Annotated in this window: 12 protein-coding genes and 1 pseudogene; 3 read left to right on the forward strand and 10 right to left on the reverse strand. The window is 57.9% G+C overall.

Translation table 11 applies throughout. The features are described from left to right. Nucleotides 1–7: 7 nt before the first annotated feature. The 7 genes and pseudogenes from E4634_RS19860 to E4634_RS19885 form a co-directional block, all read right to left on the reverse strand. The gene (locus E4634_RS19860; protein ID WP_206046962.1) at nucleotides 8–1,774 is read right to left on the reverse strand and encodes a UvrD-helicase domain-containing protein; all 1,767 of its coding nucleotides are present in this window, start codon (nucleotides 1,772–1,774) and stop codon (nucleotides 8–10) included. Continuing rightward, a complete protein-coding gene (locus tag E4634_RS19865; RefSeq protein ID WP_434783511.1) occupies nucleotides 1,771–3,264 on the reverse strand; it encodes an ATP-dependent nuclease in 1,494 nt (497 codons plus the stop codon). The genes E4634_RS19860 and E4634_RS19865 overlap by 4 nt, the downstream gene beginning before the upstream one ends. 45 nt (nucleotides 3,265–3,309) lie before the next feature. After that, nucleotides 3,310–3,573: pseudogene (locus E4634_RS22155) on the reverse strand (AAA family ATPase); the annotation flags it as partial. 181 nt (nucleotides 3,574–3,754) lie between these two features. Continuing rightward, the gene (locus E4634_RS19870; protein WP_135446426.1) at nucleotides 3,755–4,411 is read right to left on the reverse strand and encodes a uracil-DNA glycosylase; all 657 of its coding nucleotides are present in this window, start codon (nucleotides 4,409–4,411) and stop codon (nucleotides 3,755–3,757) included. Nucleotides 4,412–4,491: 80 nt separating this feature from the next. After that, nucleotides 4,492–5,142 (reverse strand): hypothetical protein, encoded by a 651-nt coding sequence (locus E4634_RS19875; RefSeq protein WP_135446427.1) that lies wholly within the window; start codon nucleotides 5,140–5,142, stop codon nucleotides 4,492–4,494. A gap of 87 nt (nucleotides 5,143–5,229) precedes the next feature. Next, nucleotides 5,230–5,916, reverse strand: a complete 687-nt coding sequence (locus E4634_RS19880) for a hypothetical protein (protein ID WP_135446428.1) — start codon at nucleotides 5,914–5,916, stop codon at nucleotides 5,230–5,232. Between the two features lie 241 nt (nucleotides 5,917–6,157). Next, entirely contained in the window at nucleotides 6,158–7,024 is an 867-nt protein-coding gene (locus E4634_RS19885; protein ID WP_206046963.1) for a helix-turn-helix transcriptional regulator, read from the reverse strand. A gap of 205 nt (nucleotides 7,025–7,229) precedes the next feature. Between E4634_RS19885 and E4634_RS19890 the strand changes: the two genes are divergently transcribed. From E4634_RS19890 to E4634_RS19900, 3 genes are read left to right on the forward strand one after another with little or no spacing between them, the layout of a single operon-like run. Next, entirely contained in the window at nucleotides 7,230–8,039 is an 810-nt protein-coding gene (locus E4634_RS19890) for an SDR family NAD(P)-dependent oxidoreductase (RefSeq protein ID WP_135446429.1), read from the forward strand. Between the two features lie 10 nt (nucleotides 8,040–8,049). Then, nucleotides 8,050–9,066, forward strand: a complete 1,017-nt coding sequence (locus E4634_RS19895; RefSeq protein WP_135446430.1) for a zinc-dependent alcohol dehydrogenase — start codon at nucleotides 8,050–8,052, stop codon at nucleotides 9,064–9,066. A gap of 4 nt (nucleotides 9,067–9,070) precedes the next feature. Further along, on the forward strand, nucleotides 9,071–10,315 hold the full coding sequence (locus tag E4634_RS19900; protein WP_135446431.1) for an MBL fold metallo-hydrolase: 1,245 nt from the start codon (nucleotides 9,071–9,073) through the stop codon (nucleotides 10,313–10,315). Between the two features lie 181 nt (nucleotides 10,316–10,496). On the opposite strand, the gene E4634_RS19905 is transcribed toward E4634_RS19900, so the two are convergent. Genes E4634_RS19905 through E4634_RS19915 form a run of 3 tightly spaced genes read right to left on the reverse strand, consistent with a single transcriptional unit; the run spans nucleotide 10,497 to nucleotide 15,882 of the window. Then, a complete protein-coding gene (locus E4634_RS19905; RefSeq protein WP_167855004.1) occupies nucleotides 10,497–11,876 on the reverse strand; it encodes a DUF1329 domain-containing protein in 1,380 nt (459 codons plus the stop codon). A 15-nt stretch (nucleotides 11,877–11,891) separates the two neighbouring features. After that, nucleotides 11,892–13,496: a DUF1302 domain-containing protein gene (locus tag E4634_RS19910; RefSeq protein WP_135446433.1), complete on the reverse strand. Its 1,605-nt coding sequence runs from the start codon at nucleotides 13,494–13,496 to the stop codon at nucleotides 11,892–11,894. Continuing rightward, a complete protein-coding gene (locus tag E4634_RS19915) occupies nucleotides 13,480–15,882 on the reverse strand; it encodes an efflux RND transporter permease subunit (RefSeq protein ID WP_135446434.1) in 2,403 nt (800 codons plus the stop codon). Before E4634_RS19915 ends, E4634_RS19910 begins: the two co-directional genes overlap by 17 nt. Nucleotides 15,883–15,884: the final 2 nt, after the last annotated feature.

Genomic DNA, 15,884 nt, shown 5'->3' on the forward strand with positions numbered 1-15,884 from the left:
TTGTCGATTAAAGACGATGAGGGCCGATAATTGGGCACTGTGGGAATACAGGTTCAAGTATTAACGTGTGATATTTCGCTCTAGTAACCGCAACACGTAATATTTTCCGGCTTCGTCGGTAAGGGGGTGTATCACCCCACCAGACGAAAGAAGACTCAAGTGTTTGTCCGTTGTGCCGCCCCTCTCGTACAACAATAACACCATCAAATTGCTTACCTTTGGATTTATGGATCGTCATTACTTGGATGCCCGGCGGGTCATCAACTCCGTTTAAGATCTGATCTTGTGCCAATGCTGTATCAAGCACTTCTCTTGCGTTAGTGTACTGACCATCCCGCATCCATACGCTCCCTAGGCCGGCGCTTATACGGCGCCCCCGGTTAAAGGCAACCAAATAGTCTAAATTTCGAGCGACCTCAATCAAATCCTTATCTTGTGTCTTACGAAGCTCTCTTTTAACGAAATTCCAGTCCTTCGCTGGATCTCCCTCCAAGCTATTAGATCTCATGGAATCTATAAGACCGAGCACATTTTGAACAAAGCCGGCATTGGAAACTTTACCCGACTTAACTTTTGCAGCCCACGCTAGCCACTTAGTGGCCGATGCCCGTCCCGCTGCCTTTTTTGCTGACGCTAACAACTCTAGCGCACAAGCTAAATCACTCAGTCGACTGGACTCTAATTTTGGTTCCAATAGAAAAGCGGCGAATCTGGCGTTTAATATCGCCTCAGCTTCGTCAAAAGCAAGACTGTGTCGTACTGGTTTTTCCTCAGAATTTAAAGCTGCTGAAATTCTTGCCGCTGATGCTCCAGAATGCGTCAGTATTGCAATGCTTCTCGCGTATGATCCTGTAGATTTGCGGATGGTGCGATGCAACATACCAAGGGACATTCTGAGAACAATATTTTGACCCCGAGTCTTAGGGTTATAAGATAAAGATGAGATTCCAGCGTAGGGTGCTCCTCTTACGTTTCCTAAAAGGATATCCTGACCAAACACAGCAATCTCAGTTCCTGAACTTCGATGGTTCTGAGTTCCTAAATCAATCTCAAGGGGATTTAAAGCAGCCTTTATTGCCAGTATTCTTTCTGGACCCACACCGGGAAGGTGGTCAAATATTTGTTGTTCCAAATCGGCCAAGCAAATAATCTGGCTGTTTCTTGATAAGAATTCGATACATTTCCAAGCTTCTGGCCCGGTATCTTGAGCTTCATCCACAATGATAAGTGGATACTTCTTTGAAACAAGATCTCTTATGTGCTCGCTTCTTTCAATTAGACCCAACGCATTCCCTGAAAAAAGATCAAACGCAATCAGGCCATCTTCCAAGAACAGTCGCTGACGCTCATTGAGCCAACTCACCCAATCTGGATTATTTTCATTTCGATCCTTCTTTTTGATCGAACCATAATGGATTTTTTCGTCTGAAGGCAGGAGTATTTTTATTTTCTTTGGGGCGCCAATGAGATATCCATGCGTGGAAATTAGCGACCAAAAAAAGGAATGGAACGTTTGCATACTCAGCATAGTCCGTTGCTCTTTTGGAACTTGCTGCCGCATGGCCTCACCAACGCGCGCAACAGCAGCTCTAGAAAAGCTAAGGAATAATACAGATTGCCAATCTTCCATCCCCGAAGTGATTCGAGCAATTGCTTTCTTTAGTGCAATTGTCGTTTTGCCACTACCAGGGCCACCAATCACTAACGCATGACCGGAGCAATTCAAAAGACTTTGACGAAGCTGGCAAATTTCCAAGCCCTCGTTCTGACTCAAAGTAAATCCGCCTCATCTACTTCACCAGGTTCATGGTCAGCACTCGACACATTAGGGAACAACTCATACACTTTGTGTAGAAATTCTACTACGGTTTGAGGAAGTTCATCGGCGGAGCAACCCTCAAGCAATCTGGCAGCCCAACCAGTTCCTTTGCTACTTTTTAGAGCCGATTTCACAAGCTTCTTTAGATCATCATCAACAGGCCTTTCTTCAGGAATTTGAAAGCCACCGCAGTCGCCCGATTCACGCAAGTCGTTCATGAAATCCCACTGTCTATCAAGGCATACTTCGTTGACGATAAGTGCTTCAAACCCCGCATGAGGATGTTCAAAGTCCACATCAAAAGCATCTATTAGTTCTTGTTTCTTTTCCTGCTTACGCTCGATATAGTCATAAAAAGAAAATGTTGTTAATCCGAGATCCTTAAAAAATCTACCAAATTTTGACATATTGCTTTCAGTTTCAGCATCAAAGAATACGACGCCTGCTATATCTAGCGGCTGCAAATCCGGGTTGCTTTCTTCCATTATTCTGGCTGCGACAGGAAGCGAATGAAACTCTGTTAATCCCTCAACAACAATCGCGCCTTTGCCTAACATACACTCCGATAGCCCTCTTCGAGCGTAGCGCTGAAAGTCTTTACTTTTTAGACCGCTCGCATCCGATATCTTCATACAAGAAACACAAGCCTCTTCGTCACGCTTTAACAGCAGTGTTTGACTGGGCTCAAATCGCTCAATGACAAAAGGAGAATGCGATGTCACAAAAGCTTGACTAGTATTTCGCAGTAAATAGTCCGCTATTCTGCGCTGAGTATGAGGAGGAAGAGCAATTTCGGGCTCCTCCATGGCAAAAATCACTGAACTCGGTTTTAGTTCAGCTATGAATGACAGCAAAGCAAGCACTAAAACATTTAACGTTCCCGTTCCAACCTGTTGAAAAGGAACTGGGGATTGATCCTTGGACATAGACAAGAAAAACGCCATTGTTTTTCGAAGATGTTCTCTTGTCAGCTGTGAAACGTAGAGCTTAGTGGCGCGTCCATCTATGTCAGAGGAAATATATTTTCCCAGTCGCTCTTCTATCGAGGTAAGTACCGGGTCAAGATGGGCTGCATCTTCCTCAATATTAAGATTACGTAAACGATCAATGGCCTTCTCCCACAAGCCCGCACGGGCGCCTTCCAGACGTAGGATAATGTCGAGAAGAGAGCCTCGCTCCAAGCTCAGAGCTCGGGAACCAGTTCTGAGGGTTCGAAGATACAAAAAGCCAAATAATCGTTTAACTGGCTTTCCAACTTTATCAAGTTCACCTGGTTCCGCAGTTGGGCTATGAGAGTAATATGTTTGCGCCTCAAATTCGTCTTCTTCCCTATTGTAGATTCCAATAGTTTCAAGACGTAGGCATTTTTCAGAAGAAGGTGGATTTGCCGCAGCAAGCTCACCAGGTGAAAGACATCGAAGTTCTTCAGCGCTCCAGAATTCCAAGTGTTGACCACATCGGCTTTCTACTTTATCGCTTAATCCGGTGAGTACCACTTCGATTCTAATTGGTAACGACTCCGAATCTTCACCTTCAACGTCACTGCTTTTCAGGTACTGCGCATTATAAAAGTCAAACTCCTCAACCGGAGGGAATCGGGATAGTCGATCTGGCCCAAGGACTAGATCAATGGCCTCACATATCGTGCTTTTGCCTATATTGTTGGGGCCCAATATTAGGCTATGCCCATCAAAAAGTAATCTTGACTCTTTAATGCTTCTGAAATTGATTATGTTTAGACTTACTATCTTCAATTCCCTATGCCCCTATTATGTTCTCAAAGTACGCTCGGATGACCGCAAACAAGAAGAGCATATATCCGCCAATATTCGAAGACGGATGATTGTGCCCCACCGTGCCGTATAACGCCTCAATAACGGGCCGGCGCACGCAATGCGGAGGTCCAGCGCCGCAGGCGCGAAGTTGATTGACTTGTTATAGGCCATGCATGCCTACCCTGGAAAGAAGATCTTTTAACAAAAGCTTAGAGTCACGATCGTGGTTTGGATATTGTGCTCTGGCCCCATTGGCGCTGCCAGCAGGGTGGATCATTGGCAGCACAATAGTTGAACGCCATTTGAATTGGCGACCAACTACATCAGGGACTTTGACTTCACTAGGTTTTGTGATTCCAATTTCAGCTAAACAATACCCAGGCTCGTCTGTTTCTTTAAGTTTTAGAAATGCTTTCCACGAAAGCCCGCCCAAACATACGAGTAATTTTGGTGAAACGATTTTCATCTGTTTTTCTAGGAATGGTAGGCAATTTGCGACTTCACCGACACTAGGCATGCGATCGGTTGAAGAATTTTTGCGCCGACCAGGAAAACATTTCGTCACAGACGTTTGGTAAACCAGTCTGTCAAAGTCGTCTAACCCACAAGTTTTGAAGAGCGCCTTTATGGATTGTCCTGCGCCCCCTTGAAACGGAGCATTTTTTTCGTACTCCGTTATACCTGGAGCTTGGCCTAAAAGGAAAACAGGATGTTCGGCACCGCCACTAAAAATAGGTCTCGGCACGACGCCATACTTGCTTAAAGTGCCCGCGCATAAGCGACACTGAGTCATTCTTTTTTCTAGATTTTCAAGCATGCTGCAAACTCACCCAGGGCCTAGAGCGCTGCAGGCTGTGGTCGCTGTAAGCGGTCCGTAGCCCTGCCTTGTTAACTCTGTCAATCGCTCCAACCTGCGAATTCATCTATTCCACCTTCGATTATTCGATATTGCCTACAACCCAGATCGCCGAATATTTCATCCGCCAGGGGAATGGCAGCATGAGCATTGTGATAGATATCTAGGTAAACGCCATTCTCACTGTCGCTCAATACAGCGAGAGCACTAATTGTTGTATTGTGGTCTTCGGTAAGTTTTTTCCTCGGGCCAGATTTTCTCTCTAACAATTCAGGCCTATTACTCATGGAGACAGGCCGAGAGAAAACTATAGTATCCAAGCCATACATTGCGGTCTTTATGTGGTAAGGATCTAGTATGTTTGCCAAAGGAACAGTGCTGTACAGAATTAGTACTCCCGGAAACCTTCCTTTCGCAAGCGCTATTATTTGCGGTGCGGCGCTTGTGATCTTTCCACGCACTCTCGCACCAGGCGTACTATCTCCGACAACAAATCCTTTTTCTTTAAATTTCTTATAATTAGCTATATCGTCTTTGTTGGGATTAAATTGCTTTACTTCGGCAACTACAGTCTGGCTCCCTATAGTTAGGAAATAGTCTGGACTTTTGCCATGCCCCTCTTCAATTTTTTCCCATTGAACTGATTTGTCGTCACAGTACGCTTCAAACTTTGCTTCCGACTCCGTCTTCATTTGAGTTAACGCCGCCATAAACGGCGCGAGCTTGCGAGCGTCCGGCGACCGTAGGGAGCGAATTTGATGACCTTGTTAGATGACATTTTAGAACCCACCACGAACTTGTGCGCCTAGCCATGCGCCATACATAAACACCGGGATGAAACCCAAAATTGCAGCGATAGGAAACATGATTAATTGGCCAAGACCTTCCTCGGCCATGTCGATGGCCGTAACTATGATAGCGGCCACCATCATACCCACCCATGACAGAATGCCCCCGATTACTATTAGCCCTACTGAGAACCAAAAGTCGGGGATAAAATCTATGCGCCCTTTAACTACACCTGGGTGAATTGAATCTAGGATACCCAGAACAAACATGAGTGCAATGCCACCAAGAACAAGTGTTTGTAATGACTGTAACTGACCCAATATTGGGATGAATGCAAGAACGATAGCAGCTACTACGAGCACACCAACAAGCTTAAAAAATGCACCTGGAGCCATTGTTATGAGTTGCCAAGGAAAACTCCATGCAGCATCTTCAGCGAAGCCGAAAATGATTGGCGCAATAGTGAGTATCATTACAGCTAGCGCTGCTACTTGAAGTACGGGCATTAACAGCATGCTCAGACAGCCCGCTATCCCAGCAGCCGATTCATTTTTTTGCATAACCATACCAACAGCAATCATTGGGATGAAGAAAATGGCTAGGTACTCAAGGCCCGCCACATATGTTTCCCAATATGTGAGCACTTTAAGGCCAGCAACGACGGAATCCCAGAACATGGCTACTTTCCTTTTTTGTCATCTAACACTTAAGTAAAAAGACGGGTCCAAAAAAGCCCAAATCCCAGATTGCAGATTGCAGATTGCAGATTGCAGATTCGACAACCTGACCAAAGCTGTAGATATCAATCACCCGCCATGCTCCTTGGCAAACATATCCCTAAAACAACAGACAGGATTCCCCCTAAAAAAACCACCAAGGCAAACCCCAAAAGAACGATCGGGCAACCACCCAACCCAACTACCGAATACTAAAAACCCTCTCCCGATACTCCCCCGGCGTCTCCCCCGTATCCCGCCTGAAGGCATACCCAAAAGAAGAGGGCGAAGAAAACCCCAACTCACAAGCAATCGCCTTGATACTTTTATCCGTCGCCAACAACTGCCGCGCCCGACTCAACCGATTCTGCGCAATATAATCCCCAACCGAACACCCGCGGCTGGCCCGGAACCCACGCGTCAACTGCCGCACCGAAATCCGGCACAACTCGGCCAGCTCCGCCAGCGAGGGCATGCTGCCATCCTCGTGCAGCCGCTCATCGATCAAGCGCAGCCGCCACGGCGCCAGGCCGCCGCTGTCCTCGCGGTCGTCGATACTGGAGCAGTAGCGCCGCAGTTCGATCGCTAGTTGCGCGGCAATCAGTTCCACCAGCGCCTCGCTGGCGAAGCCGGGATGGCGGAGTTCCTCGGCCAGGCGAAGCATCAGGCCGTGGATGCTGGTTTCGGTAATGTCCAGGCTGGCGCGCAGGCGCTGGTCGGTCCAGCTAAGTTCGCCGTCGAACCACTGCTGCACGTTGTCGGGGTTGAGGTGGCACAGGATGGAGGTCTGGCGCTGGCCGCCGTCGCTGCGGGCCTGCACGGTCTCGCCGGCGGGAAGCAGGAAGACCTTGCCCAGGCGTTCGAAGCGCTGGGGGCTCCAGCGGTCGCAGTAGCGGGCACGGGCGTTGTCGGGGCGCGGGGTGAGGCACAGGTCCAGCCAGTAGGCGTCGTTGCGCTGCATCACGTTGTCCACGGGGCCGTGCATGTCGAAGCGCACGAGTTGCGCGCGTGCCAGGGGCACCGCGAGTTCGGCGTCCACCTGCATGCTGGAGTGCTGGATCTGGCCCATGTGTTATCCCCTCGACGTTCGCGCGGGTTTGTGCGGGACCGGCCATTATAGCCGCCCCGGCGGCCTGCGAGAACCGGGGCCAATGGCCCGATTCCACTACCCCGGCCCACGGTCGATATCCGGGCCGGTTGCCGCCTGCCCGTGGCGGGCGCAGACTATGCTGTTGAGCATCAATCGATAATAGTACCCGCAACAGGAGAAGATAATGAGCAAAGGTCTGTTCGATCTCAGCGGCAAGGTGGCCCTGGTCACCGGCGGCAACAGCGGCATCGGTCTCGGTTTCGCCCGCGGCATTGCCAAGCAGGGCGGCGACGTCGTCATCTGGGGCCGCAACGCGGACAAGAACGCCGAGGCCGTCGAGGAACTGAAAGGCTTCGGCGTGCGCGCCTCCGCCAATTCCGTGGACGTCTCCTCCCAGGAAGACGTGGTCGCCGGCTTCGTCGCGCTCATGGAAGAATACGGCCGCGTGGACACGGTCATCGCCAACGCCGGCATGCCGCCGAACACCCAGTCCTGCCTCACCGCCACGGCGGAGCAGTACCACGAGTTGCTGGGCACCAACATGCACGGCGCGTTCTACACTCTGCAGGAGGGCGCCAAGCACATGGTAGCGCGGGCGGAGGCCGGCGAACCCGGTGGCTCACTGGTCTTCTGCGGCAGCCTGTCCATGTTCCAGGGCGTGCCGGGCATTGTCGGCTACGCCGCGGCCAAGGGCGGCATCGGCGCCGTGGTGCGCTGCATGGCGGCGGAGCTGGGCAAGTTCGGCATCCGCGCCAACAACATCGCCCCGGGCTATATCAAGACGGGCTTTATGGGCGGCGACCGCGATGGCCAGATCGAGCCGCCGGAGAAGTGGTCGGATATCGACAAGTACTTCGCGTCCAAGGCAGCCATCGCCCGCCCGGGCTTCCCGCAGGATTTCGAGGGTATCGCGGCCTACCTGGCCAGCGACGCTTCCAGCTGGCACACCGGCGATACGCTCGTGATCGACGGCGCCGCGCTGATCATGATGTAGGAGAGACCCCATGCGCCATGTACTGAATATCCACGAGGTCGACGACGTGCGCCTCGACGAAACCGACATCCCCACCCCGGGCAGCAAGGACGTGATGATCGACGTGAAAGCCTGCGGCATCTGCGGCTCGGACCTCAGCTATATCAAGGTCGGCGGCATCATGCGCCAGCCCGGCGGCGTCACCCCCATCGGCCACGAAGCGGCGGGGCAGATCAGCTTCGTCGGTGACGAGGTCGAAGGGCTGAGCGTGGGCCAGCGGGTCGTCATCAACCCGATGCAGACCGCCTCCTTTATCGGCAGCGGCGGCCCGGAAGGCGCCTTCACCGAGCAACTGCTGGTGGCCGGTGCCCAGGTGGGCGACAGCATCCTGCCGATTCCCGACGACCTGCCCTACGACATCGCCGCCCTCACCGAGCCGCTGGCGGTGGCCATGCACGGCGTAAACCGCGCGGATGTGAAACCCGGCGACAAGGTCGTGGTGTTCGGCTGCGGCCCCATCGGCCTGGGCATGGTGTTCTGGCTGCTGGAGCGCGGCATCAAGGATGTGGTCGCGCTGGACCTCTCCGAGGAGCGCCTTGAGCGCGCCCGCTCCCTGGGCGCCCAGGCGGCCCTGAACCCCGCCGAGATCGACCTGAAAGAGACCCTCTACGAGTTGCACGGCCGCACCCGCATCCTCAACCGCGAGGCAGTCGGTACCGACGCGTTTATCGACGCCGCCGGTGCGCCGAATATCCTCATGCAGGTCATCGGCATGGCCAAGTTCCAGTCGAAGCTGGTCGTCACCGCCGCCTACATGAAGCCGGTGGAGATTCACCTGGGCGCCATGCTCACCACCGAGATGAGCATCACCACGGCGATGGGCTACCCCACGGAAATGCCCGAGGTGCTGGCCGCCCTGCCCGCCCTGAAGGACAAGCTGGGGCCGATGATCAGCCACCACTACCCGCTGGACCAGGTGATCGACGCGCTGAAGACCGCGGCTTCGCCCTCCTCCGCCAAGGTGATGATCGACATCAACAAGGAGTGAGCCCATGGCCGCCGACAACGCTAACGACAAACCGCTGCTCGCCTCCCTGGTCCAGGCCGGGGACGCGCAGACGGAGGCCGTCGCCCTCAACGACTTCATCTACATGGCGAAGGACATCTCCAACGCCTACCTGGTGACTACCGCCGACGGCGACGTGATGATCAACACCGGCTTCATGGGCGGCGCCGAGCGCAACAAGGCGCTGTTCGCGCCCGAGCGCACCGGCGCGCTCAAGGCCATCGTGCTCACCCAGGCGCACCCGGACCACTACGGCGGCGTGCCCGCCTTCGTGGAGGACGGCACGCAAATCATCACCGGCCCCGGCTTCACCGACACCCGCGCCTACTTCGACATGCTCGACGCCTACATCCGCCGCCGCTCCGGCGTGCTGTGGACGGGCACGGTAAAGGGCCGCGACCTGCAAGTGCCGGATGTGAAGCCGGACATTGAGGCCGAGGGTGGCTACAGCTTCGAGGTCGGCGGTCGCACCTTCGAGGTCATCCCCACCCCCGGCGGCGAGTCGCTCGATGCCGTCGTCGTGTGGATGCCCAAGGAAAAGGTCGTCTTCACCGGCAACCTGTTCGGCCCGGTGTTCCTGTCCATGCCCAACCTCTCCACCGTGCGCGGCGACAAGCCCCGCTCCGCGGCGAAGTACCTTGAGTGCCTGGACAAGGTGCGCCAGCTCGGCGCGGAGCTTCTCGTCACCGGCCACGGCGAACCGATCGCCGGCGCCGCGCAGATCCGCGCGGGTCTCGACAAGATGTACGCGGCGGTGAGCTACGTGCACGACGAGACCGTCGCCGGCATGAACGCAGGCAAGGACGTGGACACGTTGATGCAGGAAATAACCCTGCCCGAGGAGATTCGCATCGGCGAATTCCACGGCAAGGTAAGCTGGGCGGTACGCACCATCTGGGAGGAGTACACCGGCTGGTTCAAGCTGGAATCCCCGGCGGAACTCTACCCGGTGCCGCGCAGCGCGGTGGACCGCGACCTGGTGGAACTGGCCGGCGGCGCCGACCCGCTGGCAGGCCGCGCGCGGCAGAAGTTGGAGGCCGGCGAGCCGGTGGCGGCGCTGCACCTGACGGACATCGCCCTGGGCGTGGTGCCGGATCACGGCGGCGCGCTGGCGGTGCGCAAGGACGCCCTGCAGGCGCTGATGCAACAGTCCGGCGGCAGTAACCTCAGCGAGGTGATGTGGTTGAAAACCGAGCTGGGCAAGGTGAGCGCGCGGCTCGGCGAGGGGTAAACCTGGCCTGGTCAGGCCGGGTTATATGTATTCCGGACCTGGCACAGGCCAGCTGAACCAAAGGGGCGCACACGGGTAACCAGGTGCGCCCCTGATGTTTTCTCCGCTATAAAAACTCCGCGCCGACTCCGCCAAACGCGAACACATTCCAGCGCGCAAAGCACCGGGGCGCCTATAGGCCTCAACGCTTCACACTCTTCCTGACATACGCGGGCGTGTAATAGCTCTTGTCGCGGTACGGCACCGTGTAATCGACCTCGTCCCGCTCCAGGGTCACCCAGCGCAGCATGTAGTGGCCGGACGGAAGGTCGTGGAACACGGTAATCTGCTTGGCGTAGCACTCGATGTCGTACTGGTAGATCGAGGCGAAAAAGCCCACCCGCCACAGGTTGCCGCGGCTGTCGAAATTCTCCGACAGCACGAAGTTCCAGCTGTCCTCGTCCACGTACCAGCGGCGCTTGCTGTAGGCGTGGCGCTTGCCCGGCGCCAGGTTGCCCTCGACGATCCACACCCGGTGCAGCTCGTAGCGCAGGTAGTCCGGGTTCATGTGGTTGACGGTCAGGCGGTCGTCCAGGTCGCCGCGCCGCGGGTCGTTGAGGATGTAGTTGTGGTAGGGAATGTAGATCTCGCGCTTGCCCAGTAGCGTGTAGGTGAAGCGGTCCAGCGCGCCGTTGAAGCCCTCGTTGTCGTCGATGGTCTGCAGGCCGCCGGGGCCGTCCGGGTTGTCGTAGCCCACCGCCGGGGCCTTGCGCACGCGGCGCGTGTCCGGCCGGTACTGCCAGGCATTGCGCGCGCTGTTCTTGTAGTCGACGGGCTCCTGGGCCACGGTCACCTCGCCCTTGAGCCGCGGCGGCGCCAGGCGCTCGCCGAAGGCGAAGGCGATGTATTCGCCCACCACCTCTTCCGTGGTGGGAATCGGGTTGTCCGGGTCGTTGAAGGGAATCGACTGGGCGAAGTCCTGGGCCTCGTGGGCGCGCTCGCCATTGGCGAACACGCCGTACGCATCGGAAATGCCGTTCAGGGTGTTGTGGCAGTAGTTGGAGCGGGTATTCCACAGCACTTGCTCGGGGCCATCGGGAATCGGGAAGGCGATGCCACCGGTGTATTGCTTGAGGCCCTCGGCATCGTGGGTCAGCTCGGTGTTGCGCGCGTTCCAGGCAGCCTTGTCGATCATGCGCTGCTGGTAGTTGAAGTCGCGGTGCGAGGGGTATACGTCCATGCGAAAGCTCGGGTAGCGCTCGAACAGCGCGGCCTGGCCCTCGGAGAGTCGGTCCTTGTACTGCGCATAGTTCTCCGCGGTAATCGAGAACAGCGGCTTTTCATCCGCGTAGGGGCTCACCGCCTTGCTCTTTGGCCCTGCGTACTCCACCCCTGGCGGTACCCCGCGCCACTTGCCGCTCCAGGCGGGAATGCTGCCGTCGGCGTTGCCGGCGACCTCGGCGCCGAAGGGCGTGAGGTCCTTGCCCAGGCGCTGCGCCTGCTCCTCGGGCACCTTGGCCAGCGCCAGTGCCGGCAGCAGCAGGGCGAGGCCGGCGGCGAATGCGTTGTGCTTGTATCGCATGGTGAACATCTCCCGTCAGAATTTGTATTTCACGCTCAGCGCGAGGTTGTCGCGATCGCTGAGCACCGGCTCGTCGCGATCGTCGTTGCCGAAGTAGAACGAGTACTTGGCGGAGAACTGCCAGTTGTTCAGGTACACGGCGTCGAGGCCGATGGAGGCCCACTTCTGGCCCTCGATCAGGTTGTTCTTCATGGTGCCGGAGCCGTAGCCGTCGACGTCGTGGCGGAAGCTGATCGGCACGTCCACGTCCAGCCCCGGCGCCAGGGCGAAGTAGCGCAGGATGGCGATGAACTGGTAGCCCCAGGCGTCGTCGGTGGCGATGTACGGCGTGCCGGTCTTGTCGCCCTCGCCGAGATCGTTGTCCTGGTAGATGAACTCGCCGGTGAACACGATCTGCCGCGAGAGCCAGGGGAAGGCGGTATACAGGTCGGTCATGCCCAGCACCAGCTGGCGGTACTCGCCGCGACTGACGTCGCTCACCACCAGTTGGCCGAGGTCGTTGCTGTACTGGGTGGTGTCGATGAACGGCGCGTTGTCGGACCACGCGAGGTCCGCGTACACATAGGCCTCGCCGATGTTGCCGGCGACGCTGGCCTGCCAGTACTCCACATCCTCCAGGTACACCTCCTGGGTGTAGGACTCGCCGGCGAAGTCGACGACGATGCGGCTGCCCGGGGAGTTGGCGTGGGAGTTGGTGTAGGCAAGTGCGAAAGTGGTGCCGGCGTCGGTCAGGTACCGCAGCGCGGCGCCCCACTGGCCGGAGCTGGACGGGTCCTCCGCGCTCACCACCTTGGCGCTGCCCAGCGGCCCGAGCAGGATGCGCTGGGCGCCGGGCCCGGTAATGTCCGAGGCGCTGAGGAAGCTGCCCACGCCGGGCTGGGTGGTCTTCTCCCACTCCAGCTTGTAGTAGGCCTCGGCGTTGAGGTTGTCGGTAATGCCGAGCTTCAGGTCGATGGCGTTGGTGGGCAGGAAGATCTCCTTGGCCTCCACCCCCGGCGAGAGCGCCACGCCGCCGTCGATGGGGTTCTGCATGGTGTTCACGCCCTGGTAGATGGTGGCCTCGCCCCAGGCGATCACCTGCCGGCCCAGGCGCACGCTGCTCAGCTGCTCGCCAATATCGAACTGGTAATTCACGAAGGCTTCCAGCAGGCGCAGGCGCTTGCCGTGTTCGTCGAGGGTCTTGTCCGGGAAGTCGCCGCGCTCGACGTCGCCACCGTTAGGAATGGCACCGTTGTAGGTGAGGTAGTCGCGCTCCGAGATACCGGTAGTCTCGTTTTCGTAGATGTAGTCGTAGAGACCGTCGCCGCGGATGAAAAACGCGAAGTCGCCGTACTCGCCGCCCAGTTCGAGGATGAAACTGCCCTTGGCGGAGACCAGGTCGCCCTTGTCGAAGTTGACGTTGCCGTCGTTGAGGTTGAGGTAGGGGTCCAGCGGGTCGTCGATGAGGTCCTTATCGCGGGACTCCGTGCGCCACTGCACGGCGGCGGTGAGCGAGGTGTCCACGTTGAACAGCCAGTCCCCGGCCTCGAAGGACAGCGCCAGGGCCTGGCCCGGCGTCAACGCCGACGCCGCTAGAAAAGTCGCCGCCGCCAGCGGCGCTCGCTTATCCGGTCTGCACATGGCTGTGGTCTCCTTGTTCGGCCTCGCCGGCGCTCTCGCGCTTGCGCGGCGGTTCGGGTTTCACCAGGAAATAGGCCAGCGCCGGCAACAGCCACAGGGCGCCGACCATGTTGAGCAGGAACATGAAGGTGAGCAGGATGCCCATGTCCGCCTGGAATTTGATGGGCGAGAAGGCCCAGGTGATCACGCCCACGCCGAGGGCGAAGCCGGTAAAGGCCACCGCACGGCCGGTGGTGGACAGCGCCTGGTAATAGGCCTCCTGCATGGGCAGGCCGCGGCGCAGGTAGTGGGTGAGGCGATTGTAGATGTAGATGCCGTAGTCCACCCCCACGCCCACACCGAGGGCGACCACCGGCAGCGTCGCCACCTTGATGCCGATACCCAGCCAGGCCATCAACGCGTGGCACAGGGCGGAGGTCAGCCCCAGCGGAATGATGATGCAGGCGGAGGCCACGCTGCTGCGGAAACTGAGGAACACCAGCGCTGCCACCACGCCGTACACCAGCACCAGGATCTGCGTCTGCGCCACCGCGATCTCCTGGTTGGTGGCGGCCTCGATACCGGCGTTGCCGGCGGCCAGCTTGAAGCGCACCTGGTCGGTGCCGTATTCCTCCTCGAAGGTCTGCGCCGCGTCCACCACCCGCTGCAGGGTCTCGGCCTTGTGGTCGTCGAGGAACAGCACCACCAGCGCCAGGCTGCAGTCGCGGTTCATCAGTGCCGGCGGCACGTTGGCGACACCGCCGTCGATGGCGCGCTGGTCCCGCGACAGGGTCTGCCAGCGCGGGTTGCCCTCGTTGAGCGCCATGGCGGTGAGGCGCACGACGTCGGCCATGGACACCGCGGACTGCACCCCGGGCACGTTCTCCATGTACCAGCCGAAGCGGTCGATGAGGCGGATGTTCTCGAACAGGCCGCAACCCTGCACCGGGGTTTCCACCATCACCACCAGGATGTCCGTGCTCACCGCGTAGTTGCCGGTGATGAACGCGTTGTCCAGATTGTAGCGCGAGTCCGGGCGCAGCTCCGGCGCACCGGCGTCGAGGTCGCCCACCTGCAGGTTGCGGGCCCCGGCGATACCCACCGCGTAACCCGCCGCGGCGACCAGCACCGAGACCAGCGCCACCTTCGGCGTGGCGCAGCGCGAGATCAGCGACCACAGCGGGTGGCGGCGCTGCGGGTCCACGCGCATGTGGTACACGCCCTTTTTACTGATGCCGATGTAGGACACCAGCACCGGCAACAGCACGAGGTTGGAGCAGATGATGCAGGCCACGCCGATGCTGGCGGCGATACCCAGCTCGCTGATCACGCCAATGTCGATCACCAGCAGCGTGATGAAACCGATGCCGTCGGAAATCAGTGCGGTCATGCCGGCGATGTACAGGCTGCGAAAGGCCAGCCGGCTGGCCTGCAGGCGGTCGACCTCGCCCTGCAGTTGCAGGGCCACGGCATTGATCATCTGCACGCCGTGGCTGACGCCGATCGCCAGCACCAGGAACGGCACGAGAATGGAATACGCGTTGAGGCCGAAACCGAACAGGTGCAGCAGGCCAAGCTGCCAGATCACCGCGAGCAGCGAGCAGGTCAGCGGCGCCAGGGTGGCGCGCAGGTCGCGGGTGTAGACGTACAGCAGTACGCAGGTAATCAGCAGGGTGACCGCGGCGAACAGGAAAATAGCGCCGATACCCTCCAGAAGTTCGCCGATCAGCTTGGGGAAGCCGATGATATGGATGCGGATGTTGTCGCTCTCGAACTGCTGGCGCACCTGTTTTTCCAGCGCGCGGGAGAACGCCAGGTAGTTGAGCTGTTCGCCCGTCGTCGGGTCCGTATCGTAGATCGGCACCTCGATGATGGTGGACTTGAAGTCGTCCGCGACCATCGAGCCGATCACCCCGGAGCGCTGCAGGTTGGTGCGCAACTGCTGCAGGGAGGCCGGCGAGCCGTCGTAGTCCTGCGGAATCACCGAGCCCATCTCGAAGCCTTCCTCGGTGACCATGGTCCAGCGCACGTCCGGGCTCCACAGGCTTTTCAGGCCGTTCTTGTTGACGCCGGGAATGTAGAAGATCTCGTCGGCGATCTGGCCGAGGGTGGAGAGGTAGTCGTCGTTGAAAATGTCGCCGCGCTTCACCGCCACCGAGACCTTGAGGCTGGCGCCGGCTGCACGCAGGTCTTTCATGTGGTCGTTCATGTTCTGGATGAACGGGTGCTGCTGCGGCAGCAGCTTGGCGAAACTCGCATCCGGCTGCAGGTGCCATGCCTGCCAGCCGAGGAATACCGTGGCCAGGGTGAAAAACGCCAGGATGAAATGGCGCGCCCCGAAAATCAGCCGCTCCGGCACGCTGGCGGTGCGCACCGCGGGGTAGTGAAGTGGCTGTTGCTCGAGCATCG

It is taken from the genome of Mangrovimicrobium sediminis, assembly GCF_004745945.1.
Lineage (GTDB): Bacteria > Pseudomonadota > Gammaproteobacteria > Pseudomonadales > Halieaceae > Mangrovimicrobium > Mangrovimicrobium sediminis.

Excerpts from the sequence above, each read along its gene's own strand:
- E4634_RS19870 (WP_135446426.1), bottom strand. The coding sequence starts at position 4,411 with ATGCTTGAAAATCTAGAAAAAAGAATGACTCAGTGTCGCTTATGCGCG.
- E4634_RS19875 (WP_135446427.1), bottom strand. The coding sequence starts at position 5,142 with ATGAAGACGGAGTCGGAAGCAAAGTTTGAAGCGTACTGTGACGACAAA.
- E4634_RS19880 (WP_135446428.1), bottom strand. The coding sequence starts at position 5,916 with ATGTTCTGGGATTCCGTCGTTGCTGGCCTTAAAGTGCTCACATATTGG.
- E4634_RS19885 (WP_206046963.1), bottom strand. The coding sequence starts at position 7,024 with ATGGGCCAGATCCAGCACTCCAGCATGCAGGTGGACGCCGAACTCGCG.
- E4634_RS19890 (WP_135446429.1), top strand. The coding sequence starts at position 7,230 with ATGAGCAAAGGTCTGTTCGATCTCAGCGGCAAGGTGGCCCTGGTCACC.
- E4634_RS19895 (WP_135446430.1), top strand. The coding sequence starts at position 8,050 with ATGCGCCATGTACTGAATATCCACGAGGTCGACGACGTGCGCCTCGAC.
- E4634_RS19900 (WP_135446431.1), top strand. The coding sequence starts at position 9,071 with ATGGCCGCCGACAACGCTAACGACAAACCGCTGCTCGCCTCCCTGGTC.
- E4634_RS19905 (WP_167855004.1), bottom strand. The coding sequence starts at position 11,876 with ATGCGATACAAGCACAACGCATTCGCCGCCGGCCTCGCCCTGCTGCTG.
- E4634_RS19910 (WP_135446433.1), bottom strand. The coding sequence starts at position 13,496 with ATGTGCAGACCGGATAAGCGAGCGCCGCTGGCGGCGGCGACTTTTCTA.
- E4634_RS19915 (WP_135446434.1), bottom strand. The coding sequence starts at position 15,882 with ATGCTCGAGCAACAGCCACTTCACTACCCCGCGGTGCGCACCGCCAGC.